The following is a 25,562-nucleotide window of genomic DNA, read 5'->3' on the forward strand; positions in this document are numbered from 1 at the left end:
TGTTTAATAACGGACGGAAGACCATTTAAACAGCTCTTCCGTCCGCTATTGTTTACCTCTGTTTACGTTTAAATTGCTGGTCCTGCCACAAGGTTCCAAGTGACATTGCCTGTATACGCGCCTTTTTTCAGTTGTTGCATTGGTGTCGTTACATTTAACGTTAAGTTATCTAAACGACCTGACCAAGTCCCTTGCCCTTTTCCTAGAGGGGCGTTAATTAAAGCCGTAGCGCCGCCACCAATCTTAAGGCTCGCACCGTCAAAGTTTGGGGCCGTTGGATCATTAGCGATATTCATGCCATTCAGAGTGTTGAAGCCCCCGTAAGAACTCGTACTTTCATTGAATATGGCATAGTATGGTGTCATCCCAAAAGTAATCTGTCCATCTAATGTATCTGTGCCATTGCTCATGCTCACTACTTCGCCAGTGACATGCCAACCTTCTTTGGTTCCGCGGACATCACCCACCATGATCGATTTTGGCTTAGTTGAAATGGGCTTAATGGCGGTTAAATCTTCGCCAATTTTTACTGGAGAAAAATCAAAAATTTTCGGAATGGCTAATAAGTCAAAATTCGTATTCGGTTTCGTCGGATCGGGATCTACGATTGCGCCAGTATTATCTCCCTGATCTGCTAATTTCCCCCCATCAAATTCTACTTGGACTGGTGTATTTCCTGTTGCGACAGCCTGTGCCGAAAGAGGCACCAAGTTTGCCCCAACGACTGCACTACCAACGAGTAAGCTTGCAAATAATTTCTTTTTCATCTATGTATGCCTCCTTTGTTCAAGAATTTCCAGAATGCCTTTCTGAAGCTATGGTCTTAATTATACAAGATTCCCCTGTGTCTGTGATTTTAAATATTTAACCGTGCATAGAAAAAATCAACAATTCTTTTGATATCAACGATATCCCTTAGTTTTAAACATAAATTTCAACACTTTTCGACATTCGAAAGTGTTATTTAATGATTTTCACGGCAAAATCGATTAATAAACAGCAAGAAAACGTCAAAAAGTAAGGGTTCGACTCTTACTTTTTGACGTTTTCTTTTAAAATCTTATAAATTTATCCGCGATTTCGGCGAAAAAATCGTCAATTTCCATTTAATGACAGCCATTTTTGCATTTGCTAGTCGCCAAGACTTACAACTTGCGACGACGGGCGAATTCCACAAACTTAAATTTGTTTAAGCGGTGACGGGATTCCGTATAGCCAAAACAGCGCGTATCTTCCAAGTTCATGATACTGCGGACCACCACGACATGATTGCCTTCGACTTCACCAATCAGCTGCTTGTCCATCTCTGTGAGCGGTTCCACGGTAATTTCTTTCTGAGCATAACTAATCGCCAAGCCAAGGTCGTTTTCCAGATAATCGAAAATCGAATCTTCGGCACGGTGCTTCGGCAGTTCTGGGACAATCTCTTTAATCAAGTAGTCAATATCTAAAATATCGACTTCCCCTTCAATCTCCCGTTGCCGGACTAAGCGCCAAACAGGGGCGCCTTCTGTCCAACCAGTTAATTGAGCCAAGTTGCGCTCCACAGGAATTTCTTCTAAGGAAACTACATGAGTATGACTTTCAATATGTTGCGTTTGTTGTAACTCCTTGTAACTGGTCACTCCTGAAATAGGGAAATTAAATTTTTTAAAGTTTAAGACAATCGAGCCTTTGCCTTGTTTTTTCTGAATATAGCCAGCGTTAATCAGTAAATTCAAGGCTTTCCGAATTGTTTCACGGGAAACATTGTAGGTTTCCACTAATTGATTTTCACTAGGTAATAAATCGCCTGGCTGATAGTCGCCTTGGACAATTTGTTGTTCTAATTCTAAAAATATGTCATGAAACTTGTTCATGCCGATCCTCCTCTACCAACAATTTCTTTTCTAAAAGCATAGCATATTCCCTCCGAAAAACCTAGAGCTGGTCAGAAAAATCCCCCGCACTTTCTGCCTTGCTTACGCACTGACTCCCCCAGCTAAACCACTGCTTGACCGCCTTTTTTTCGGAACCAGCGCAGTCTGTTACAGCCCCCTTCTGGAAAACTTTTCCCAAGAATCTAGGGAAAATCCTTGTAATTCTGATTCGTTCATACTATACTGTAGTCAAACACAACATGTCTATACAAGTTAACGAGGAGGCGCCAAACATGACTATTTTAGAATTAACATTCGCAACGAACCAACTAACGACGACTTTTTTTAACCATAAATTGGAACCGCTTCACCAAAAAACGTTCCCTTTTGAAGCCTTGACTATCGAAGAAACGGTTCCTGAACTGTGCCAATTGATTTTGGCAGAGGCTGCACCGATTCTGGGGGGGATTGTGGCTGATTTCCCAGCGGACTTCTTTTCGCCAGAGGAAACGTTGGCGCTGGTTCCGCAAGCGGTGATTCAAGCATTCGCGGAACAGTTGAACACGCCACTTTTAACGGCAGCCGAACAAGCGGCGGCACCGAATTTGCTGGAAGCATTTGAAGAAAAACGGCAGTATCTGGCTTGGCATTTGGACTATTATGGCTACGTGCCTGGGAAAAATGAATATGCGGTGGAGTCCCTATTAACTGTCGGCAATGGCTTTTTAGGCTTGCGCGGCACAATCCCTGAGATGTCGATTTCTGATGATCATTATCCAGCGACCTACATTGCGGGGCTTTATAATACAGCGGCTTCGGAAGTTGCGGGTCAAGTAGTGGAAAATGAAGATTTCGTCAATGCTCCTGATAACCAACACATCGCTTTAAAAATTGGCGATGCCACTGACTGGTTAACGATTTCTCCAGACACACTACAACAATTACATCGTCAATTGAACTTGAAAACAGGGTTGTTTGTCGCAGAAATGATTTTGAAAGATGCGGACAATCAGCAAATTAAATTAACGACGAAAAAAATCGCCAATATGGCACAGCCGAATGACTATCATCTGCAATATACATTTGAGCCGTTAAACTTTTCAGCCCCGATTACTTTGAAAACCGTCACTGATGGCAGTGTCTACAACTATAACGTGGCGCGGTATCGTAACTTAACAGCCAAACATTTTCAGGTGACAGCATTAAGCGCGCAGGAAAACAAAACCGTGATTGAGGTTTGTACCAATCAATCCAACTTGAGCGTCCGAGAAACGGCCTTGATAACCGGTGATTTTTTTGAAAAAGAAGCGATTACGATTCAAGAAGAAGCGGAAAAAATCGCCCAAGTGGTGACCGTGATGGCGCACCAAGGAACGCGCTATACGCTAGAAAAACAAGTCTATGTGCAAGCCAGCCACGCCGAACAAAGTTGGCAGGTACCATTTACGCCGAAGGACTCTTTTGCGGCCGCCGCTCAGGAAAGCGCCCGCGCTTGGCAAACCCTTTGGCAACAAGCCAACATTACTGTGACAGGCGATTTGATGTCTCAAAAACTTTTACGGATTCACAGTTATCACTTGCTGGCTTCGGCTTCGCCTTTTAGTAACCAAGCGCAAGCATTGGACGTCTCGATTACCGCCCGAGGCTTGCACGGTGAAGCGTATCGTGGACATATTTTCTGGGATGAAATTTTTATTTTACCTTTTTATATTCAACATTATCCTGACACGGCGAAACAATTGTTGCTGTATCGCTACCATCGATTAGAGAAGGCGAAGGAAAATGCGGCGGCCAGCCAGTATCGTGGCGCAATGTATCCGTGGCAATCAGGACGTGATGGGCGGGAAACCACGCAAAAACTTCACTTAAATCCGTTGAATGGACATTGGGGCGAGGATCATAGTATTTTGCAACGGCATGTGTCCTTGGCGATTGCTTACAATGCTTGGTTGTATTGGCATAGTACACAGGATCATGAATTTATGAAACAATATGGCGGCGAAATGTTGTTAGAAATCGCTCAATTTTGGAACAGCGCTGCGACGTTAGATGACGCAACAGGACGGTTCTTTATTGATAAAGTGATGGGACCTGATGAATTTCACGAGGGCTATCCAGACCAAGCGGAAAGCGGCTTGAAAAACAACGCCTATACGAATTTGATGGTGGTTTGGCTATTCGAAGAATTAACCAACATTTTGGCACTTTTCTCTGAGGAAGAACAGGCACAACTTTTTGCCAAAACTCAGACCACTTCGGGTGATCTAGCCCGCATGCAGCAAATTCAAAATTCACTGGAAATTGAAGTTAATTCTGACGGCATTATTGCGCAATATGAAGGGTATTTCGGCTTAAAAGAGATTGACTGGGCAGCGATGAAAGAGAAATACGGCAATATTTACCGCATGGATCGAATTTTAAAAGCCGAAGGAGAATCTCCCGATGATTACAAAGTGGCGAAACAAGCCGACACGTTAATGTTGTTCTACAACTTAGACAAAACTCGGGTGGATCAAATTTTAGAAGATTTAGGGTATCAATTGCCTGCGGATTATTTGGAAAAAAATCTTTTGTATTATCTAAAACGGACGTCTCATGGTTCGACTTTGTCACGAATTGTTCATGCTCAATTGGCAGAAATGGCGCAATTCCATGAGCTATCTTGGCAACTTTATCAAGAAGCGTTGTATTCCGATTATCGTGACATTCAAGGTGGCACAACCGCTGAAGGGATTCATACAGGGGTCATGGCTGCGACGATCCACGTTACTTTAGCGACGTATGCAGGCGTTGACACGCGCCAAAACGAGTTATCAATTTGTCCAAACTTACCTGAACATTGGCAATCGCTGGCCTTCCAGTTTATTCATCAAGGCGTGACGTATCAATTTTCATTAACACAAACCAGTGTCACGATTACAGCAGATAAAGACACACAATTATTGGTTCAGGGCGCGTTAATTCCGTTAACCGCCGAACGACCAAAAGAAGTACATTATCAATAAAGGAGCGAACCACAATGACGATTGGATTTATTTTTGATTTGGATGGTGTCATTACTGACACCGCCAAATTTCATTATCAAGCTTGGAAAGCGTTGGCCGATTCGCTAGGTATCCCCATTGACGAAACCTTCAACGAAACATTAAAAGGCATTAGTCGGATGGATTCCTTGGACCGCATTTTAGCCCATGGCCACCGTGAAAATGCGTTTACTCCAGCAGAAAAAGAAGCCTTAGCTCAGCAAAAAAATGACCACTACGTTCAATTATTAGAACATTTAACGACAGAAGATGTTTTACCTGGTGTCGTGCCATTGCTACAGCAAGCCCAAGCACGTCACATTCCCTGTGCCGTGGCTTCGGCATCAAAAAACGCCCCCCTGATTTTGGAAAAATTAGGCGTGCGCGCGTACTTCGCCACAATTGTCGATCCCGACTCGTTAAGCAAAGGCAAACCTGATCCTGAAATCTTTTTAGCCGCCGCTGACAGTATTGGCGTGCTACCGCAAAACGCCATTGGCTTTGAAGATGCACAATCAGGCATTGACGGCTTGAAAGCCGCGGGCATCTATGCCGTCGGCTTGTCGGCCAGCCAACCCTTACTCGGAGCCGACATACAAGTCTCTGAAATGACTGAACTAAGCGTTGATGTACTGCTCAATCGCTAAAGAAGGACAAGAACCTTTAGCAGCAGGCACCTCTTTAGTGTAGAGCCGGTTAAGACGGTGACCTTTTTAGTTACAAAAATAACCGTGCTTGGTCAAAGTTGACGGTTATTTTTTATTGTCATTTTTAACAGCTTTTAGGATTTCACGGATTAACGATAAATTTATTCGTGCTTTTCGGGAAAATGTGCTATAATGAAAATGAAAAGAGAGATATGCTTCAACATACCTCTCTGATGTAGAGCCGTTTAAGACGGTGACCATGTTAATTATTTAAAAATAACCGTGCTTGGTCAAAGTTGACGGTTATTTTTTATTGTCATTTTTAAGCAATTTCACAATCAGCGCAATCAAAGCAATGGTAAACATACCAAACCCTAGGATCGTCTGAATTGTTTCATATGCTGACAACAGGCCTCTCCTTTCCGTAAATTTTGGAAGTACGCTCATACGCACCACCTCACTTTCAGATTAGATGGCCACCGCCATAACTTCTCTACACTTAGATTATACCATGTAAAACTAAAAAATAATTAGTTTCAAATATATTTTTTTAGGAAAATGTGCTATAATGAAAACGAAAAGAGAGATATGCTTCAACATACCTCTCTGATGCAGAGCCGTTTAAGACGGTGACCGATTTTGTTACAAAAAATAACCGTACCGATCAAAGTTGACGGTTATTTTTTATTGTCATTTTTAACAGCTTTTTAGTTTCCAAGGATCAATACTTTACTATTAGCAACGAAGTTCATGGTACTTTGTGCTTGTCTCCACGTTCATTTCTTTTGCTTATTGTTTAAATCCTACTAACGGAAAAATGAAATCAACGAATTTTATCCCCGCATAAAAACATAGGGCAAACATCAAAATCTTAATTAAGATTTTGACAATTGGTCGTTCAGTTATCTTTTTCATTTGTATACTCCTTTCCAATATTTTTAAAGCTTCAACCTTTTTAATCTTTTTGACATCTATATTTTATCTAATTATAATAAAAGTCACAATAGAGGAAGCATCATTTTTTCATTTCCTTTTTATTCCTTGATTAGTAGTTCAATTTGTAAACATATCATTCTGACAAAATAGAAAAGGGGGTTGTTATAGTATCGAAACAAAATTATCTACAAAGAAAAAAACACTTCTTTATCTCCTGTTCACTTTTTTGACAGCCCTACCCAGCATAGAAGCATTAACTGGAATGAGCTTAATAGCTATAAAAAATAACGAAAAAACCTTGATCATCTTTGATAGTATACTATCTTTAATTATTATTATCGTGCTGTCAGTTTTCTATAAAAAAATAGTAAAGAAAAAAAAGCAAGCTATCTTTAAAAGTCTATTACTAGCTATTGGCATGTTCTTATTTTCTATTATTCTAAATTTACTTTTCTCACGCATTCCTACTCCAGAAAATCAATATTATATTAATGAAGTCCGAAATGTAGCACCTGTTTTAATGGCCCTTCATACTAGACTCTTTTCACCTATAATAGAAGAACTCCTGACTCGTGGCATTTTTATGAACTTATTTTTTATAAAAAACACCTCTCGAAGTGTCTTATGTAAAATATTTTTTTCTGGTCTTTTTTTTGGTCTTAGCCATGGACTATTACCATCAATTTCCATGCTTTTTTATTGTGGAATGGGCTGGGTTTTAGCCTCTACCTATTATTTCTGTAATAACAATCTCACGTATCCTCTTGCGATTCATTTGCTATTAAATAATTTATAGTACACAAAAAAAACCGCCCACATCAGAAAAATGATGTGGGCGGTTTTTTTGTAATTATTTATTTTTTGTTTCAAATAACGGACTAACTGGTTTGTTTTCGTGGATACGTTTAATCGCATCTCCGATTAATTCACCAACGCTGACTTCGTCAATTTTAGCAATTTTACGATCATCAGATAGGTAAATAGAGTCTGTTACAACTAAGCGTTCAATTGCTGAATCTTCAATACGTTGTAAGGCTGGTCCTGATAAAACGGGATGTGTACAAGAAGCGTAAACGTCTTTTGCTCCAGCTTCTTTCAATGCGTTTGCAGCAAGAGAAATTGTCCCCGCTGTGTCAATCATGTCATCAATTAAGACACATGTTTTGCCTTCCACATGACCAATGATATTCATTACTTCTGCTACGTTCGCTTTTGGACGACGTTTGTCAATGATCGCAATTGGTGCTTTTAAGAATTCTGCCAATTTACGCGCACGCGTTACACCACCATGGTCAGGGGAAACAACAACGACGTCATCGCCTTGAATGCCGTGTTCGATGAAGTAATCGGCAATTAATGGTGCACCCATCAAATGATCCACTGGAATATCAAAGAATCCTTGAATTTGGACCGCATGTAAGTCCAATGTCAACATTCTTGTTGCGCCAGCTTTTTCAATCATGTTTGCAACAAGTTTAGCAGTGATTGGTTCCCGGGCACGTGCTTTACGGTCTTGACGTGCATACCCATAATAAGGCATAACCACGTTAATTGTTTTAGCACTCGCACGTTTTAACGCATCAATCATGATTAATAGTTCCATTAAGTTATCGTTAACAGGGCTACTTGTTGATTGAATGACGTAAACATGTGCACCACGAATACTTTCTTCAATATTCACTTGAATTTCGCCATCACTAAATTGTGTTACAGAGCACTTTCCTAGCTCCACACCCACAGCATCCGCAATTTTTTCTGCTAAGGGACGATTAGAGTTCAAAGAAAAGATTTTCAATCTTGGATCAAAATAATGTTTCGACATTAGAACCTCCACTTTCTATTTCAGCCAATTCGTTAAAACTGAACAATACTTTCCTTCTAAAATAATAGTAGTCCTAGCCAAATAAATCAAGAGATTTTCTGTATTTCATACAAGATATTCATCAAAAGTCGCTTTCTTCTAACTATTTTATCGTATTTGTCTAAAAAATGAGGATTATTTGAATAAAGAAAGGTACTCGCCATAGCCTTCTTTTTCTAAATCTGCCACTGGCACAAATCTCAAAGCTGCCGCATTAATGCAATAACGTAAGCCGCCTTCTTGGAGTGGGCCATCAGTGAAAACATGCCCTAAATGTGAATCCGCTTCTTGACTGCGAACTTCTACTCGGTGCATGCCGTGACTAAAATCAGCTTTTTCTTTGACGCCACGTTTTTCAATTGGTTTGGTAAAGGATGGCCAGCCGCAACCAGCATCGTATTTGTCCAGGGAGCTAAACAACGGTTCGCCACTAACAACGTCTACATAGATTCCGTCTTGGTAAAAGTCATCATATTCTCCTGAAAAAGGGCGTTCTGTTGCGTTTTCTTGTGTGACGGCATATTGAAGATCCGTCAAGGTTTGTTTTAATTCTTCTTCTGTTGGTTTTGTCATTCTGTCCACTCCTTTTCTTCTGTTCAATTTATTGGGTTCAATGATACCACGTTTGCCAAACAGGCACCTAATAGTTTGCATAGTAAAAGACAGTCCTTTCTCTTTTTGACGAATGAAAAGGACTGTCTTTTATTAGTTGAATTCTTTTAGTAGTCGGGCTACTTTGGCAATTGGTAAGCCCATAATGGCGTAATAATCGCCAGCGATTGCTTCAATTAATAATGCTCCTTGTCCTTGGATACCATAAGCGCCTGCTTTGTCGGCATATTCTGCGGTATCTAAGTAAGCATGGATTTCCGTGTCTGTCAGTGGATAAAACGTCACGGTTGAATGAACTGTCGCGGAGCGCTCTTTTTCCCCTTGTTTCAACGTCACACTTGTATACACGTCATGTGTTTTGCCACTTAGGAGGCGCAACATGCGATAACCGTCTTCCCGAGAAGTGGGTTTGCCGAGGATTTCTCCCGCCAATGCCACAATTGTATCGCAGCCAATGACTAGTGCTTCGGGGGTTTGTTCTGCTATAGCCGCTGCTTTTTGGGCAGCCATTTGCGCCACATATTCTGCTGGTAAGCCGTCTTTGCCAACAGTTTCATCGATATCGGCTGGTGCAATCGTAAAAGTTGGGACCACACGCTTTAATAACTCCTGACGGCGAGGAGATTGGGATGCTAAAATAATTTGCATAAATTGATGACGCCTCGTTTCTTTTTAATGGGGGTCTTGAATGCGTTTAAACATTCGTTCCATATCTGAATTCGTAAAATGAATCAGCACCGGACGTCCATGCGGACAATTAAACGGATTTTCGCACAAAGCTAAATCTTTTAATAGCACGCGTGCTTGTTGCTCATTGAGGTAATGATTGGCTTTGATGGATCGCTTACAGCTCATCATAATGGCAGTTGCTTCACGGAATTTTTTCACGCTGACCGAGCCAGTTGTTAGCAACATATCAATCATCTCGCGAACAATGCTTTCCTCTTCGCCTGCAGGATACCAAGTTGGGTGCGCCCGCACAATGAAACTATTTTGTCCAAAGTCTTCCAAATGGATGCCAACTTCCGCAAGGGTTTCTTTCTGCTCTTTAATTTTCAAGGCATCACTATTTGGATAATCAATAACGATTGGTACCAATAATTCTTGTAAATCATCACTGACTTCGCCAATTTTTTCACGGAAGTACTCGTATTTAATTCGTTCTTGGGCAGCGTGTTGGTCGATAATAAACAGGCCATCTTTGCTTTGTGCGAATAAATAAGTTCCGTGCATTTGACCGAAGTATTCTAGCTCAGGAAAACGTTCTGTCGGTCGTTCTTCTTCCAACTTATTCAGGGCTTGTTTCAGTTCTCTTTGACTCGCAGCGCTATTGGTATCAAATTCTGGGTGAAGTTTCATTTCTTCTTGGAAAACCTCGTCAGCAGCCTCTGATGAACGCAGAGAAGGTTCTGAATCAGGTACTTCAGTTATTTTCGTTTCTTCGGCTATTATCTGTTGCTCATTACTAGCTGCTTCCCAATGATTTGCGGAATCAACAGCTGCCGAAGAGATTTCGTAAGCTGACGTTTCTTCCGCTACACTCGTTGATTCTGGTACTGGCGGCGCAAATGGATCGTCCATTGGGTCCACTGCTCTTTCTGTCTGGTTGACAGTTTCAGGGGCGCTTGAGACTGGTGTTTCGTCTGTCGCATGTTCCGCATAGAAGCGACCTGTTGCGGGATTATAGCTTAAGCTGCCTGGTCGTTGTTTTACCGCAGGTTGTTCAGTCGATAAAGGAATTTCCATTTGTTCGGCTTTAGGTTCTGGCGGTAGTTTCTTTTTAAAACGCAAATTGTCTGCCGCATTGGGAATCAACTGTTCTTGGCTCAACACTTCTTGAATCGCCTGTTCAATTAATGCCATTAAATCTTTTTCTTTACTTAAACGAACTTCTTGCTTAGTAGGATGGACATTGACATCGACTAACAGCGGATCCATTTCAATTTCTAACACAGCAATTGGAAAACGCCCCACCATTAGTTTCGAACCATAGCCGGCTACAATTGCTTTATTTAACGCGAAATTTTTAATATAGCGACCATTGATAATCGTTGATAAATAGTTGCGGCTGGCCCGTGTGACTTCTGGCAATGAGACATACCCTGTCAAAGTAAAATCAAGGTCTTTTCCTTCAATTTTCAACATTTTCTTTGCGGTGCTAATGCCATAAATCCCCGCAATCGTTTGTTTTAAATCACCATTGCCTGTTGTACTCATCATTTTGTGGCCGTCATGAACTAAGCGAAAAGCGACTTTAGGGTGACTTAACGCCAGACGATTGACAATGTCACCGATATTGGCCAATTCCGTTTGGATCGTTTTGACGTATTTCAAACGAGCAGGCGTATTATAAAATAAATTAGAAACGGTCATTTTTGTGCCTTTACGGAGGGCTGCTGGTCGGTTTTCTTCGACCTTGCCCCCTTTTAGAATCACATAGCTGCCTTCTTCTTCCTCAGCTGTGGCAGTTTCGACAATCATTTCAGAAACTGAGGCAATACTTGGTAAGGCTTCGCCTCGGAACCCCAAGCTGCGAATTCGGAACAAATCATCTCTTGTATGAATTTTGCTTGTGGCATGGCGTTTGAAGGCATTCAGTACATCTTCTTTGGCAATTCCTTCACCATTATCAATAATTTGAATGGTTTTCAAGCCAGCTTCTTCAATAAAAATATCAATTTGGGTGCTTCCTGCATCCAGTGCATTTTCCACCAATTCTTTGACGACAGAAGCGGGACGTTCAACAACTTCACCAGCAGCAATCTGGTTGGCTAGTTGTTCGGATAGTTCTTGAATTTTCCCCATTTCACGACCTCCTAACCGGTTCGGTTCCTAATTAGATACGTTTTTGCAATTGATGAAGCATGTTTAACGCATCTAGTGGTGTCATTTCTAATAGATTCATTTTCTTCAATGTGTCAATGACACTTAATTCTTCTGTTGAAACTTCTTTAAACAATGAAAGTTGCTCGGTTTCTTCATGGACTTCTGAAACTTCTTCATGATGAACTGAACTTGGAATCGTTGTTTCTTCCGCTTCTAAAGCAGATAAAATGGTGGCTGCTCGTTCTAAAAGCTGGCTTGGTAAACCAGCGATTTTAGCAACATGTATCCCATAGCTCTTATCAGCAGGTCCTTCCATCATTTTATGAAGAAAGACCACTTCGCCATCTTTTTCGACAGCGCCCACGTGAATATTCTTCAAGCCTTTTAAGGTTTCATCTAGAACAGTTAGTTCATGATAATGTGTAGAGAATAGCGTTTTGGCTTGTACTTCACGATGGATATATTCAATGATGGCTTGCGCTAGCGCCATTCCATCATAGGTTGCCGTGCCGCGTCCTAATTCATCAAATAAAATTAGGCTGTTAGGCGTGGCGTGCCGCAGTGCTTGGTTGGCTTCCATCATTTCTACCATAAAGGTACTTTGCCCTGCAATTAGATCATCAGAGGCCCCAATCCGTGTAAAAATTTGATCGAAAATTGGCATTTCAGCACTTTCCGCTGGTACAAAACAGCCAATTTGCGCCATGACCACCGTCAAAGCCAATTGACGCATGTAGGTACTTTTCCCTGACATGTTTGGTCCAGTAATCAAGAGAATATCTGTTTCTGGGTTCATGCGGATACTGTTTGGAATGTATTCTTGGTGCCCTAAAACTTTTTCCACGACTGGGTGTCGTCCTTCGACAATCGCCAAATTTTTCGTGTTACTTCTTAACGTTGGTCGAACGTATTGATACCGTTCACTAATTGTTGCAAAAGATTGTAAAACATCAACCGCACTAATGGTTTTAGCCAGTGTTTGCAACCGATCAATGTTCGTTTTCACTTGTTCTCTCACGGCCAAGAACAATTGATATTCTAGTTCAACTGATTTTTCTTCGGCTTCTAAGATTAAACGTTCTAGTTCTTTTAGTTCTGGCGTAATAAAGCGCTCCGCATTAGCTAATGTTTGCTTCCGCTCGTATTTTCCTTCTTCTAAATTCGCTAAATTTGACTTAGTGATTTCAATGAAATAACCAAAGACACGATTGTAGCCAATCTTCAAGTTTTTAATGCCTGTTTCTTGGCGTTCTTTCGCTTCTAACTCTGCTAACCATTGCTTACCATTACGCATGGCATCACGGTATTCATCTAATTGGTCGTTATAGCCGTCTTTAATAACATTTCCTTCAGTAATTTGTAAAGGGGCTTCTTCATTAATCGCCGTCGCAATCAATGCCACTAAATCTTCAACAGGGTTTAAGTCGACTAACAAATCATCCCATTCCCCTTGATTGATCCCGACAATTAACTGTCGAATCGTTGGTACTTGTTCTAAAGAGGTCCGTAATTGAATTAAATCACGCCCATTCACACTGCCGAATGCCACGCGTCCTGCTAACCGCTCTAAATCATAAACGTTCGTCAATGCTGCTTGCAAATCTAAGCGTTCAAAATAGGCATTTAATAAGGATTGCACCATTTCTTGACGCGCCTTAATTTGACGTTCCTGAATTAGCGGACGATCCAACCATTGTTTCAACAAACGGCCGCCCATAGCTGTTTTCGTTTCATCTAATAGCCACAAAAGAGTACCTTTTTTCTGTCCTGTTCGAATCGACTGACTCAATTCTAAATTGAATTTAGAATAATGATCCATTTTCAAGAAATGATCTGGCTGATATTCCACAGCTTTCTGAATATGGGACAAGCTCCGCTTTTGGGTAACAGATAAATAAGATAATAACTTGCCTGTAATTTCAATTTCTAATGGATTAATCAGTTCATTGGTTAAAAAACTAAACTCGGCATTTTCTTCCACCGTTTCTTGTGTCGAAAAGATAATATTTAAACGTAAACTTAAGTTCTCTTTTAACGATTCAGGGATCCCTGAACCTAGGACCATTTCTTTTGTTTGCAACGCAGAAGCTTCGTTTAAAACGCCCTCTTCATCAGCCAAGACTGCTGTTTTTAATTCGCCTGTACTCAAATCTACATAGGCAAAACCGAACTGATTACCATCTGTTAGCACAGCGGTTAAGTAATTATTGTCTTTAGCTTCCAAGCCTTTACTATTCATCACCGTTCCTGGCGTTACCAACTGGACCACTTCTCGTTTGACCATGCCCTTGGTAGTCTTTGGATCTTCCACTTGCTCACAAATCGCTACTTTATAGCCTTGCTCAATCAACGTATCAATGTAGCCTTGCGCGGCATGATAAGGAACGCCACACATAGGAATCGGATCATCCGCATTGCGGTTACGACTGGTTAACGTCAATTCTAAGATTTGCGCTGCATTGATAGCATCTTCATAAAATAATTCATAAAAATCACCTAAGCGATAAAATAAAAACGCATCCTTGTATTGGGCCTTAATGGATAAATATTGTTCCATCATGGGTGTATTTTTTGTCTTTTGTGGCATTTAATTCCCTTCCTTCTCTAGCTCTTCGTTCACGCGGTATTGAATGAGCGCCGTGACATGTTGGACTAAGTCATTGGCTTCGATCAGTTGTTCGCGGTAGGCTACAACGAGTGGGTGCTCATCAAATTCTTTTGTTTTCGCATCAGCTCGTTGAATGGCTTCTTTTTCAGCAGTTGGTTTGCCATAGTGAGCAAATTGAACCGCATCTTTTTGCGCAGCTTTGATTTCTTCCACTAATTCTGTCAGCTTTTTGTTTTTCTTTACCTTTTCTTCAATCGCTTGGTAGCGCTGAATGACTTCATCTTGTCCAATTAAATGTAACAATTTTTCTAATTCTTTATTACTTTGTGCATCTAAATTCAACGGCTCCATTTTTTTCACCTTCATCTTTCACCGGCACTTTTTCTATAAGAGCAGAAAAAGTTAACCTCTTAATGATCCGAGATTAACTTTTCTTCTATTATTCTTGAAACGGGCGATCTTCACTAATCTGAATCGGCTCAATCATCTTCGCTTGGCCCGTTTGGTCATCAATCTCTAAAATACAGGCAGATAAAATTGTCCGCCCTGTTTCGACTACCTCAAAGCGCTTCGGCAATGCTGTCATAAACTTCTCAATAATCGGTTCACGCTTCATTCCTAAAATCCCATCATAAGGACCGGTCATACCGACATCACTTAAGAAGGCTGTCCCTTTCGGTAAAATCCGAGCATCATTTGTTTGAACATGCGTATGTGTTCCAACAACGGCTGAAACTTGGCCATCTAAAAACCAGCTCATGGCTTGTTTTTCGCTCGTCGTTTCGCCATGAAAATCCACAAAAATGAGCGGTGTCCGTTTGCGAGCGATAGCCACTAGCTCGGCGGCTTTCTTGAAAGGATCTTCCAATGGCACCATAAATGTGCGGGCCTGTAAATTAATCACCGCTAGTTCCAATTGATTGACTTTCACAAAAACCATTCCTTGACCAGGCACATCTTCTGGAAAGTTCGCTGGACGAACCATTTTCTTCGCATCATCAATGAATTCAAAGATATCCTTGTTGTCCCACGTATGGTTACCCATCGTAACAACATCGACACCATCTTGCAAAAATTTCTTATAAATCTTGCCAGTAATTCCCCGACCAGATGCCGCATTTTCACCATTGGCAATGGTCACTTGTGGACGATATTTCTTCTTTAATTTAGGGACATACGTTGCTAAGGCTTCTCTTCCTAAAGAACCGACAACATCTCCTATAAATAATATACGCAAAAAGGTTCCTCTTCTCTTTTTAACATCTCTTGTTTATTATAGTTGTTTTCGCTTTGAAAAGAAAGTTTTGGTTTTAAAAGATTAAAAAAAGTGTCTCAACGAACAATCCTTGCAATTGTTCGTTGAGACACTACACGCGATACTTATTCGCTTTTTATTTTATTTCGCATAGTCAACGGCACGTGTTTCACGGATAACCGTTACTTTGATATGTCCTGGATAATCCAAGTCATCTTCAATTTTCTTCCGAATGTCTCGAACTAAACGAACAGATTCTAAATCAGAAATTTCTTCTGGTTTCACCATGACACGAACTTCACGTCCTGCTTGAACAGCAAAACTTGAATCCACGCCTTCAAAACTATTAGAAATATTTTCTAAGTTTTCTAAGCGGCGAATGTAGTTTTCTAACGATTCACTACGTGCACCTGGACGGGCTGCAGATAACGCATCTGCGGCTGCCACTAAAACAGAAATAACTGAGGTTGCTTCCACATCACCATGATGCGAGGCAATGGCATTAATAACTACTGAATTTTCTTTATATTTCGCAGCTAATTCTGCGCCAATCTCAACGTGAGAACCTTCAATTTCATGATCTAATGCTTTCCCAATATCATGTAGTAAACCTGCACGTTTGGCTAATTGAACATCTTCGCCTAATTCGGCGGCTAAAACGCCAGCCAGTTTTGCTACTTCGATTGAGTGGTTCAAGACATTTTGACCATAACTTGTTCTGAAACGTAAACGGCCTAAAATTTTAATTAAATCAGGATGTAACGTATGAGCACCTACTTCAAAGGCTGCTTGTTCTCCGTATTCACGAATCCGTTCATCCATTTCTTTACGTGATTTTTCTACCATTTCTTCGATACGAGCGGGATGAATCCGACCATCTTGGATTAATTTTTCCAAGGTCATTCGAGCGATTTCTCGTCTGATTGGATCAAATCCGGATAACACAACCGCTTCTGGCGTATCATCAATGATTAAGTCAATCCCTGTTAATGTTTCCAATGTACGAATATTACGTCCTTCACGACCAATAATGCGACCTTTCATCTCATCATTTGGTAAAGTGACCACGGAAACAGTTGTTTCAGAAACAGAATCAGCGGCGCAACGTTGAATTGCTAGGGAAAGCAAGTTCTTCGCTTTGCGATCAGATTCTTCTTTGGCACGTTGTTCTGACTCCTTGACCATCAAGGTTAGTTCATGATTCAACTCTTCTTCTGTTGACTTCATAATAATCGATTTTGCTTCTTCTTTTGAAAGGGAAGCAATTCGTTCTAATTCTTGATGTTGCTGATTAATTAAGTTTTCTACTTCTTTTTCTCGCTCATCAATTAATTGCTGTCTAGCACCAAGTTTCTCTTCTTTTTCTTCCAGTGAGCCTTCACGTTTTTCAAGAGAGTCATCTTTACGATCCAACGTTTGTTCCCGTTGAATTAAACGATTTTCTTGAGATTTAAGTTCTAATCTGCTTTCTTTCAACTCACTTTCAATTTCTGAACGATACTTCTGGTTCTCTTCCTTAGCTTCTAGCAATGCTTCTTTTTTCAGTGTTTCTGATTCTTTCCGAGCGTTCTCGAGAATACTGGACGCTGAAATTTTTGCACCATTTATTGCTTTATCATGACGTGACTTTGCAATAACAAATCCTAAACCAAGACCGACAATCAAACCGACGATAGCGAGGAGAATATTTAAAACCATATTTCCACCTCCATACTATCTTTTTGTTAATTCATATCTTGTAGTTTTTTGATAAACTAAAATCAATTATCAATATGCCTACTTGCATATTTGTGCATACACACAATTTTATTCTAATGTTTGTCGCGAAAGGTGTCAACTTAAAAAAGCCCTTTCTTTTGGAAAGGGCAGCAAATATTAGACAACGTCACATTTTTAGGTTTCCGCCGTCACGAATTGTTTAAATTTTAGAACAAACGCCGCATAGTCTGCCGTTTGACTAAGCTGCTTGATGTGGATGGGTTCGGACATGATTTCAATAAATTTTTCAAAAAAGTCATCAAAGATTGGTGCGTCTTCTTGACGAATTGCTACTAAAGCCACCAACTTCACCTCATAATTGGCCCACCGAATCGGCTCTTGTAAGGTCATGATTGAAATACCACTTTTCTCTGCTGTCCGATCAATAGCATGGGGGACAGCGATACCTGATGGAAAACTTGTTGGAGAAAGCTGTTCTCGTTTTTTCACACTTTTTTTAAAATCACTCGAACAATATTTTTGTATTCTCATTCGTTGAATCATTTGATCAAGTAACATTTCAGGGGTTAAATCTGCTGGATCAATCTGGCTAAAATATAACTCCTTAGCAATGAACTGATCTGTTCTTATCTCCATCTGCCGCTTTCGCTTTTGTCCTTTTAAAAGATACATTCGATTTTCAATTTTCCGCAGTTCTTTTGTTGTAATAAAGGGATGAATAAAGATTGCTCCTTCATATTTTGTGGCTAACCTACGATTAGTAGTGACTAGCAAATCAAATTTTTTCTGATCAATATTGGTCTGACGAACGACTTTTATATTTATTTGGTTCCCAAAATGTTCTTGAAGTTTTTTCTGAAGCACTTCACGCATATTATGATAATCTTCCACCACTAGTAAAAGGAGAAATGGTTGCTGTTCTGTTCGCTGACTTTCCAAAAATGAGCCAAGATGTAAAGCGATAAAAGAAATCTCATCTTCTGTAAACCAAATATTTAAACGTTCTTGAATAAAGGAGGAAATGTAAACAGAAATGTCATAAATCAAAGGATAGCCTGTCTTTAAGTCCCATAAACGACTATTCCTTGTAAAAGCTTCAACATTTGAACGATCATATAGTCCCTGTAAATGAATTGCTAATTTATTGAAAAACTCTTTGTTTTTCAATTGAATAAAATAGATTTGCTCAACCTTTTGTAAAACTTCTTCTAACACTTCAATAATTTTCGGATTCACAATCTGTTGTAATTGTGTTTTTTCACTATTCACTGTGTGTTCTTTTTGAATTCCTACAAATAATAACGAAAGTTGCGCTAACTCTTCTTTCGAGAATAGAATGTCGTAAGTTTCTTCTAAACGTAGGGCAATTTCTTTGGCCATTTGATATTCTTCTGAGTGATTTTCTGCTAATTTTGGTTTCGTTAACAAGGTGTGGCCTTGTCGGATACGCTCAATGCTAATCGCATAATGTAAAACAATATTGTTCAAGACATACTGGTTTAACCTTCTTTCATAATTAAAAAAAGTTTGTTGAATCATTTCCTCTAACTCTTCTAACGAAATATAGCCAATCATTTCCCGTACACTACGGGTCAATTTTTCTTGAAAATCACTTTCTGCATATAATAATGAAACCATGTATTGCCGTTTAGCGCGTTCTGTTCCTGTTAACCAAATATTCGCTCCTTTAAAACAAATCGTTGTTTGTTGATTTGCTAACTCTTCTTTTAATTGTTGAAGGTCATTTTTGGCGGTTGATTCAGAAATGTATAAACAATCAGCTAAATCGTACAGGTTCACTCCTTCAGAGGAATGTTTTAATAGTTCAAGAAAAATTCTAGCTTTTCGTTCCTTACTGGGCGTTTCCTGTAAAATCGAAATTTGATCATTTCTACGATAGCCCCGTTGACTAGACAAAATAGCTTCTGGGTAGGCTTCATTGATTTTTGCGACACGGTTGCGAATCGTTCTTGTTGTACAACCACAAAATTCTGCTAACTCTTTGGCTGTCACCCAATGATGTTGCTGACTTTCTAAAAAAAGTATTATCTCTCTTTGCTTACTTTCCAACCTTCCCACATCCCTTTAAAAGAAAAGAAGAAGACGATTGCTTTTTATTAAAACAATAATCAACTTCTTCAATTAATCTAGATTTCTTCACCATTGGTTGCAATCACTTTTTGATACCAAGTAAAGCTATCTTTTTTCATACGTTTTCCTGTTCCCTTCCCTTCATTATCTAAATCAACATAAACAAACCCATATCGTTTTTCCATTTGCGCTGAAGAACAACTAATGATATCAATCGGTCCCCAAGCACAATAAGCAATCACATCTACGCCATCATACATGGCTTTTTTCATTTGTTGGATGTGTTCAGATAAATAAGAAATTCGATAATCATCATGGATTTGACCATCTGTCACTTTATCATACATACCAAACCCATTTTCCGCTATAATTATCGGTTTCCCATAACGATCCCAATATTGAGAAAGTGAGTTGTATAATCCCTGAGGGTCTACTGCCCAGCCCCAAGGATTGACTTTCAGTGTTGGATTTGGCGTGACAGATGCTGGATTCATTGAATTTTTTTCTGAATCAACCATCTGTGAATAATAATAAGAAATTGCTAAATAATCCATCGTATTTTCTTTTAGCATTTGTTGATCTTCAAGTGTAATATCTATCTCAATTCCGTGTTCTTCAAAATAGTTCAACGCATATTGCGGGTACTCACCACGAAATTGAACATCTGTATAAAAGTATTCCATTCGATTTCGCTTCATGGCTAAAATGACGTCATCTGGCTTACACGAAAAAGGGTAGACAGTACAGTCGGCAACCATTGTTCCCATTTGCATTTGAGGATTAATTTTTTTAGCGTACGCAACTAATTGTGCACTTGCGATAAACTGATGGTGAATCGCTTGAAAACTTGCTTCTTCATAATTATCCACTGTATCATAAGGAATTGCTGTTGAGTTAAACGGTTCAAATTGAATCAGATTAATTTGATTAATGACAATCCAATATTTTACTTTTTCTTTGTAACGTTCCAAAAGGACTTTGCCATATTTTACAAATAAATCAATAACTTTTCGATTGTTCCAACCACCATATTTCAATGAAATTTCAATCGGAGTTTCATAATGTAGAATAGTGATGATTGGTTCCATCCCTAATTCAATGATTTTGTCGATTAATCGATCATAATAAGCCAAGCCCGCTTCGTTTGGTGTTTCTTCTTCCCCTGTTGGAAAAATCCGCGTCCAATCAATAGAAGTTCGGAATGTTTTGAAACCTAATTCTTTAAGCAATGCTAAATCTTCTGGATAAGTATGATAAAAATCAATCCCATGACGTTTAGGATAGTAGCCATCAGTATCTGCTAGATTCGCTTGAATGTCTGCTACAGACATGCCTTTTATTTGTTCTTGGCTGATTTCTGCATTTGTTTTATCTGGATAGTATTTGTGTACATCCGCTAAACTGATGCCTTTACAATCTACTTGAAACGCTCCTTCTGCTTGATTTGCGGCAATTGCGCCACCCCATAAAAAATCCTTTGGCATCTGATAATCTTTAAACATTATTTTTCCTCCTGACATAATTGTTGACTAAACTTTTTAAAAAGCTTCACTAAATGCTCACCAATTAAAATTTCACTTTGAGCCGTCATTAAGGTATCTTGTGCATGACAAAACAGCGTCGAGTAACGAATTTGTTCTCCTGAAGCTTCTAATTGTAACGTATCTGTCTGTATGCCATGTGCTAAAACGACTTCTTTCCGTGCCTCTATTAACTCCTTTTGTGCCTGCTCATACGAAGTCTCTTCTAATTTTTCTAACGCTTGAACTAGATGGTCTCTCGCATTTCCTGCATGAATTAAAATATTCATTGATAACTGATTTAACTGCTCATTTTCTTCCATAATAACCTCTCCTTTAACCTTAAATAATTACTTCTTTTTGCACTTCTTTTTCTTGCTTAAGCAGTGATTGATCATATGCTTTGAAAAATGGCAAGAATACCAGCCATGTAATGACAAAAATAAGCACGCAAACAACAACCGCTCGAATATCTTGTGTCGCTAAATAAGAGGTAAATGGATATGGCATATACCATAATAAAAAGCTTTGCGTAGGAATATTGACGAATCCCCAATACATCGTAGCGTAGGCAATTGATGGAACAACGAGTGCATTAATCCACATAGGAATCATCAAGTATGGATTAAAGGCAATTGGCGCACCGAAAACTAGTGGCTCGTTGATATTAAAAATTGAAGGAATCAACACGGCTTTGCCAATTGCTTTTAGTTGTGCAGATTTGCTAAGTAAAACCATCATGACAGACAAGGACAATGTTGCACCAATCCCGCCCATCGATGAAAAAGCGTAACACGTTTCTTGTGTCGCAATATTCACTGCATGACCACCATTCGCTACAGCTTCCGCATTTGCAGCTAAACCAGCCATATAAACAGGATAGATTACAGGCATCATCACCCAACCAGAGATTCCAAATGTATAAAGAAAGACTGGAATAAACACAGATAAAACAAACCCCGGATATGATTGCACAATATTTGCTAATGGACTGAAAATTAGAATAACGATATCAAAAAAATCAATCCTAAATTGAATAGTGATCAACCAACCGACAAACAAGATAAAGGTAATTGGCAGCAGACTATTAAACCAACCAACCACAAAATCGGGAATTGGTGTATCTTCATCAAAAAAAGATTTTTTGGCAGCCAAATGCATCACAAGACTAACAAAAAGGCCTGTAATCATCGCTAAAAACATCCCTGTTGCACCAAACCTTGAAAGAATAAAGGTAATTTCACCTTTCTCAGATAACGTTGGAAAGAGCAACATCATAAACAAAACAATGCTAGTAGCACCTGCTATTAATTTTTGTCCGCTATGACCTTTCTTCTCCATCAAATAATAAGGAATCATAAACGAAACGATTAACCCAAACATTCCAAAAGAAAAATTACTAATCATTGAAAAATCTGGCATGCTTAGAAAGAGATTTTTTAACAAAGAGACCACTGTAACTAACGAACCTACAAAAACCAATGGAAGAGCCGCCATAATTGCATCCTGTATAGCAGAAATCCAAGGATTTTTAACTACTTTATTCACTTTCGGCGCGAAAGAGTTCGTCATAAAATCCATAATTTTTTTCATTCACTCATTCCTCCATTGTCATTATTAGGTCTAAGGCTTTTTCTCCATCTAAGGTTCCATAAATAGCTTGTGGAATAATCATAGCCTTCACTTTTTTCTCAGCCATTTGCTCTTGAATATCATTTAACATATAAGCTAAATGTGGTCCAATTAACAAACAATCAATTTCATTTATACGTTCATCCAGTTGAGATTCACTTGTCGCTTTAACTGTCACTTCAATCTGTCTTTTTTTAGCAGCTTTTCTAATCGCTGCAGCCATGAATCCACTTGATGCACCCGAACCACAAATTAGTAAAATATTTTTCATTTTCTCCACCACTTTCTTTTTTGTGTCTTAATTATAGAAAAAACTTGTATTCGCTTACAAATAAATATTTTTCCTATCCTTAGGAAACAAAAAAAGACAACACCTGTCCTGTTCAGTAAGTGTTGTCTTTCTTCTTAACGAGTCGTATTCACTCGTTATTTATTCATCTAAAGGTAGTTCTTCTTGACCTTCTGCTTCTTCTGTAATGGTTGAACCGTCACCGATGCCATATGCATCACGGACCAATTTAGACACTTCTGCCATCATTTCAGGATGATCCGCCATGTATTGTTTGGCATTTTCACGGCCTTGGCCAATTCGTTCTTCTTTGTAGCCATACCAAGCACCACTTTTACTGATAAGGTCTTTTTCCACAGCCATATCTAGTAATTCGCCTTCTTGGGAAATCCCTTGGCCATACATGATATCAACTTCTGCCACTTTAAATGGTGGCGCCACTTTGTTTTTAACGACTTTAATTTTTGTGCGGTTACCGACGATGTCTGTTCCTTGTTTTAACTGTTCTGCACGACGGACTTCTAGACGAACCGTTGCGTAGAATTTCAATGCACGTCCACCAGGAGTTGTTTCAGGATTTCCGAACATCACGCCAACTTTTTCACGAATTTGGTTAATGAAAATAGCAATTGTTTTTGTCTTATTAATTGAGCCTGATAATTTACGTAGTGCTTGAGACATTAGTCGAGCTTGTAAGCCGACATGGCTCGCTCCCATCTCACCATCAATCTCTGCACGAGGAACTAACGCAGCAACCGAGTCGATGACAACGATGTCAATCGCACCACTTGAAACTAAGGCATCGGCAATCTCTAAGCCTTGCTCACCCGTATCTGGTTGAGATAAAAGTAATTCATCAATGTTAACGCCTAGTTTCTCCGCATATTGAGGATCCAATGCATGCTCAGCATCGATAAAAGCGGCTGTTCCACCATTTCGTTGCACTTCTGCAATTGCGTGTAAAGAAACAGTTGTTTTACCTGAACTCTCAGGACCATATACTTCAATAATTCGGCCACGTGGATACCCACCTACGCCCAATGCAACATCTAACGCTAAAGAACCACTAGGGATAGTTGAAATTTTTTGATCAGCTTTTTCGCCTAATTTCATAATAGAACCTTTCCCAAAGTTCTTTTCAATTTTTTTCAGTGCGGCATCTAAAGCCACTTTACGATCATCTGCCAATGGATAATCCTCCTTTAATTTATATAAACTTATTTTTCATTTCCTGTTAGTAGGTCTATCATATCTCTTTTGTACCAAAAAAGCAAGAAAAAACCGAACAAACATTCGCATATTTATTTTTTATTAATGATTCGGCGCCGCAAAAGATCTAACCCTCGCATAACCGCACTCTGTCTAATATAATTTCGGTCACGGTTAAAATGGAAACATTCTGCAACGGTTGGTTGGCCTTCTTCCGCCAGCCCAATCCAAACAGTGCCTGTCGGTTGACCTTCGATTGGGTCACCAGCGACCCCAGTAAATGATAAACCATAGTTAGATTTAGCTAACTGACGCGCTTTCTCTGCCATTTCTTTGGCACACGCTTCACTTACCGTGCCATGTTCTTCTAAAAGTTCATGAGAAATTCCTAAAAAGTTCTCTTTTGTTTCTTGCGAATACGTCACGAAGCCTCCCTTAAAAATCTTCGAAGCACCCGCAATTTCCCCCAGTGTACTTTGAAATAGGCCAGCAGTGAGGCTCTCAGCAGCCGTGACGGTTTGTCCGTTTTGTAATAACAAATCCACTGTTACCTTGGCTAAACTATTGTCATCCCCATACCCATAAAAATAGTCTCCCACTTTAGCTAAAACCTTTTCTTCCGTCGCTGTTAATAATTCTTCGCCAGCTACTAAGTCTTTTGTTTTAACTGTTAAACGAAGTGTCACTTCATTAGGCTTAGCATAAGGCGCAATGGTTGGATTCGTTTGGTGCGCAATCAACGATTGAATCTCGGTCACCAGCTGTGATTCACCAATCCCATAAAAACGCAAGACTCTTGAAATCAATTGTTCTTCTTGTGGAAACGCATCAATCAATAAAGGTCGTGCCGCTTGTTGGAACATCGGAATTAATTCATTGGGCGGCCCTGGTAAGAGCAAATAGCTTGTTGTCCCTTCTGTTACGAAAGAACCAACCGCTAATCCTGTCTGGTTTTGAAGAACTTGTCCACCTTCAATGGCTAACACTTGTCGTAGATTATTTTCCGTCATTGGTCGCTTAGACTGTTGGAAAAATTGGTGCAAGCGGTTCAATCCTTCTTGATCTTCTACTAATGATTTATGGAGATGTTGTGCAACAACTTGCTTGGTTAAATCGTCTTCTGTTGGTCCTAGTCCTCCACAAAGGACAATTAAATCACTTCTTTGTTCTGCTTCTGCTAATAGCGTTTCTAAGCGGCCGCCGTTATCACCAACAACGGTCTGATAGTAAACATCGATGCCTAGCGCAGCTAACTCTTCTGATAAAAAGGTGGCGTTGGTATTCACTACTTGTCCCAGTAATAACTCTGTTCCGACTGCAATGATTTCTGCTTTCATTGATTTCCCCTTCTCTAATAACATACGTAGTTAAACTCACTTTCCATTTTAGCACAACAAAATTTTTACAAAAGAATTTGAGCTTCAGGAAATAATTTTTTTATCAGGAAATTTATTAATTATTACGAAAAAAATGTT

General features: G+C 39.6%; 22 protein-coding genes. 3 read left to right on the plus strand and 19 right to left on the minus strand.

Features of this window, described 5'->3' with window-relative positions; all coding sequences use genetic code 11:
- Positions 1–68: 68 nt before the first annotated feature.
- Together IGJ52_RS12655 and treR are read right to left on the minus strand one after the other, a co-directional pair.
- The gene (locus IGJ52_RS12655) at positions 69–767 is read right to left on the minus strand and encodes a WxL domain-containing protein (protein ID WP_438792157.1); all 699 of its coding nucleotides are present in this window, start codon (positions 765–767) and stop codon (positions 69–71) included.
- A 378-nt stretch (positions 768–1,145) separates the two neighbouring features.
- Complete coding sequence (treR, locus tag IGJ52_RS12660; RefSeq protein ID WP_002354877.1) at positions 1,146–1,859, minus strand: trehalose operon repressor; 714 nt, start codon at positions 1,857–1,859, stop codon at positions 1,146–1,148.
- Positions 1,860–2,119: 260 nt separating this feature from the next.
- Here treR and IGJ52_RS12665 point away from each other — a divergent pair, with 260 nt between their 5' ends.
- Both IGJ52_RS12665 and pgmB read left to right on the plus strand, forming a co-directional pair.
- Positions 2,120–4,864, plus strand: coding sequence for a glycoside hydrolase family 65 protein (locus IGJ52_RS12665; protein WP_368015330.1), 2,745 nt, complete (start codon positions 2,120–2,122; stop codon positions 4,862–4,864).
- Between the two features lie 14 nt (positions 4,865–4,878).
- Positions 4,879–5,529 (plus strand): beta-phosphoglucomutase, encoded by a 651-nt coding sequence (gene pgmB / locus IGJ52_RS12670; protein WP_016614233.1) that lies wholly within the window; start codon positions 4,879–4,881, stop codon positions 5,527–5,529.
- 303 nt (positions 5,530–5,832) lie between these two features.
- Here the strand turns inward: pgmB and pepG1 are convergent, their stop codons facing one another.
- Positions 5,833–5,976: a type I toxin-antitoxin system toxin PepG1 gene (pepG1, locus tag IGJ52_RS12675; RefSeq protein WP_002392696.1), complete on the minus strand. Its 144-nt coding sequence runs from the start codon at positions 5,974–5,976 to the stop codon at positions 5,833–5,835.
- 342 nt (positions 5,977–6,318) lie between these two features.
- A complete protein-coding gene (locus IGJ52_RS12680; protein ID WP_002383214.1) occupies positions 6,319–6,444 on the minus strand; it encodes a hypothetical protein in 126 nt (41 codons plus the stop codon).
- A gap of 283 nt (positions 6,445–6,727) precedes the next feature.
- On the opposite strand from IGJ52_RS12680, the gene IGJ52_RS12685 reads away from it, so the two are divergent.
- Complete coding sequence (locus IGJ52_RS12685; protein ID WP_438792158.1) at positions 6,728–7,261, plus strand: CPBP family intramembrane glutamic endopeptidase; 534 nt, start codon at positions 6,728–6,730, stop codon at positions 7,259–7,261.
- A 54-nt stretch (positions 7,262–7,315) separates the two neighbouring features.
- Here IGJ52_RS12685 and IGJ52_RS12690 read toward each other — a convergent pair whose 3' ends face one another.
- From IGJ52_RS12690 to IGJ52_RS12760, 15 genes are all read right to left on the minus strand, one after another.
- Positions 7,316–8,287, minus strand: coding sequence for a ribose-phosphate diphosphokinase (locus tag IGJ52_RS12690; RefSeq protein ID WP_002381060.1), 972 nt, complete (start codon positions 8,285–8,287; stop codon positions 7,316–7,318).
- Positions 8,288–8,461: 174 nt separating this feature from the next.
- Positions 8,462–8,899 carry a peptide-methionine (R)-S-oxide reductase MsrB gene (gene msrB, locus IGJ52_RS12695; protein ID WP_010715474.1) on the minus strand — a complete coding sequence of 146 codons (438 nt, stop codon included), beginning with the start codon at positions 8,897–8,899 and terminating at the stop codon, positions 8,462–8,464.
- Between the two features lie 132 nt (positions 8,900–9,031).
- Complete coding sequence (locus IGJ52_RS12700; RefSeq protein WP_002419630.1) at positions 9,032–9,586, minus strand: Maf family protein; 555 nt, start codon at positions 9,584–9,586, stop codon at positions 9,032–9,034.
- A gap of 24 nt (positions 9,587–9,610) precedes the next feature.
- Complete coding sequence (mutL, locus tag IGJ52_RS12705; RefSeq protein ID WP_438792159.1) at positions 9,611–11,743, minus strand: DNA mismatch repair endonuclease MutL; 2,133 nt, start codon at positions 11,741–11,743, stop codon at positions 9,611–9,613.
- 31 nt (positions 11,744–11,774) lie between these two features.
- The gene (gene mutS / locus IGJ52_RS12710; protein WP_438792160.1) at positions 11,775–14,351 is read right to left on the minus strand and encodes a DNA mismatch repair protein MutS; all 2,577 of its coding nucleotides are present in this window, start codon (positions 14,349–14,351) and stop codon (positions 11,775–11,777) included.
- Positions 14,352–14,738 (minus strand): RicAFT regulatory complex protein RicA family protein, encoded by a 387-nt coding sequence (locus tag IGJ52_RS12715; protein ID WP_002359008.1) that lies wholly within the window; start codon positions 14,736–14,738, stop codon positions 14,352–14,354. It abuts the gene before it with no gap.
- Positions 14,739–14,811: 73 nt separating this feature from the next.
- On the minus strand, positions 14,812–15,609 hold the full coding sequence (locus tag IGJ52_RS12720; RefSeq protein ID WP_002354864.1) for a TIGR00282 family metallophosphoesterase: 798 nt from the start codon (positions 15,607–15,609) through the stop codon (positions 14,812–14,814).
- A 159-nt stretch (positions 15,610–15,768) separates the two neighbouring features.
- Positions 15,769–17,325, minus strand: coding sequence for a ribonuclease Y (rny, locus tag IGJ52_RS12725; RefSeq protein WP_002354863.1), 1,557 nt, complete (start codon positions 17,323–17,325; stop codon positions 15,769–15,771).
- Positions 17,326–17,520: 195 nt separating this feature from the next.
- Positions 17,521–19,425, minus strand: coding sequence for a BglG family transcription antiterminator (locus IGJ52_RS12730; RefSeq protein ID WP_002383208.1), 1,905 nt, complete (start codon positions 19,423–19,425; stop codon positions 17,521–17,523).
- A gap of 68 nt (positions 19,426–19,493) precedes the next feature.
- A complete protein-coding gene (locus tag IGJ52_RS12735; protein WP_002419633.1) occupies positions 19,494–20,957 on the minus strand; it encodes a glycoside hydrolase family 1 protein in 1,464 nt (487 codons plus the stop codon).
- Positions 20,939–21,280 (minus strand): PTS lactose/cellobiose transporter subunit IIA, encoded by a 342-nt coding sequence (locus IGJ52_RS12740; protein ID WP_002359005.1) that lies wholly within the window; start codon positions 21,278–21,280, stop codon positions 20,939–20,941. The genes IGJ52_RS12735 and IGJ52_RS12740 overlap by 19 nt, the downstream gene beginning before the upstream one ends.
- Before the next feature lie 19 nt (positions 21,281–21,299).
- Complete coding sequence (locus IGJ52_RS12745) at positions 21,300–22,550, minus strand: PTS sugar transporter subunit IIC (protein ID WP_438792161.1); 1,251 nt, start codon at positions 22,548–22,550, stop codon at positions 21,300–21,302.
- A 4-nt stretch (positions 22,551–22,554) separates the two neighbouring features.
- Positions 22,555–22,860, minus strand: coding sequence for a hypothetical protein (locus IGJ52_RS12750; RefSeq protein ID WP_010715477.1), 306 nt, complete (start codon positions 22,858–22,860; stop codon positions 22,555–22,557).
- Between the two features lie 159 nt (positions 22,861–23,019).
- On the minus strand, positions 23,020–24,066 hold the full coding sequence (gene recA / locus IGJ52_RS12755; RefSeq protein ID WP_002354860.1) for a recombinase RecA: 1,047 nt from the start codon (positions 24,064–24,066) through the stop codon (positions 23,020–23,022).
- Positions 24,067–24,179: 113 nt separating this feature from the next.
- On the minus strand, positions 24,180–25,424 hold the full coding sequence (locus tag IGJ52_RS12760; RefSeq protein WP_438792162.1) for a competence/damage-inducible protein A: 1,245 nt from the start codon (positions 25,422–25,424) through the stop codon (positions 24,180–24,182).
- Positions 25,425–25,562: the final 138 nt, after the last annotated feature.

Origin of the sequence: Enterococcus sp. DIV1758, from assembly GCF_051711985.1 — a bacterium.
Lineage (GTDB): Bacteria > Bacillota > Bacilli > Lactobacillales > Enterococcaceae > Enterococcus > Enterococcus faecalis.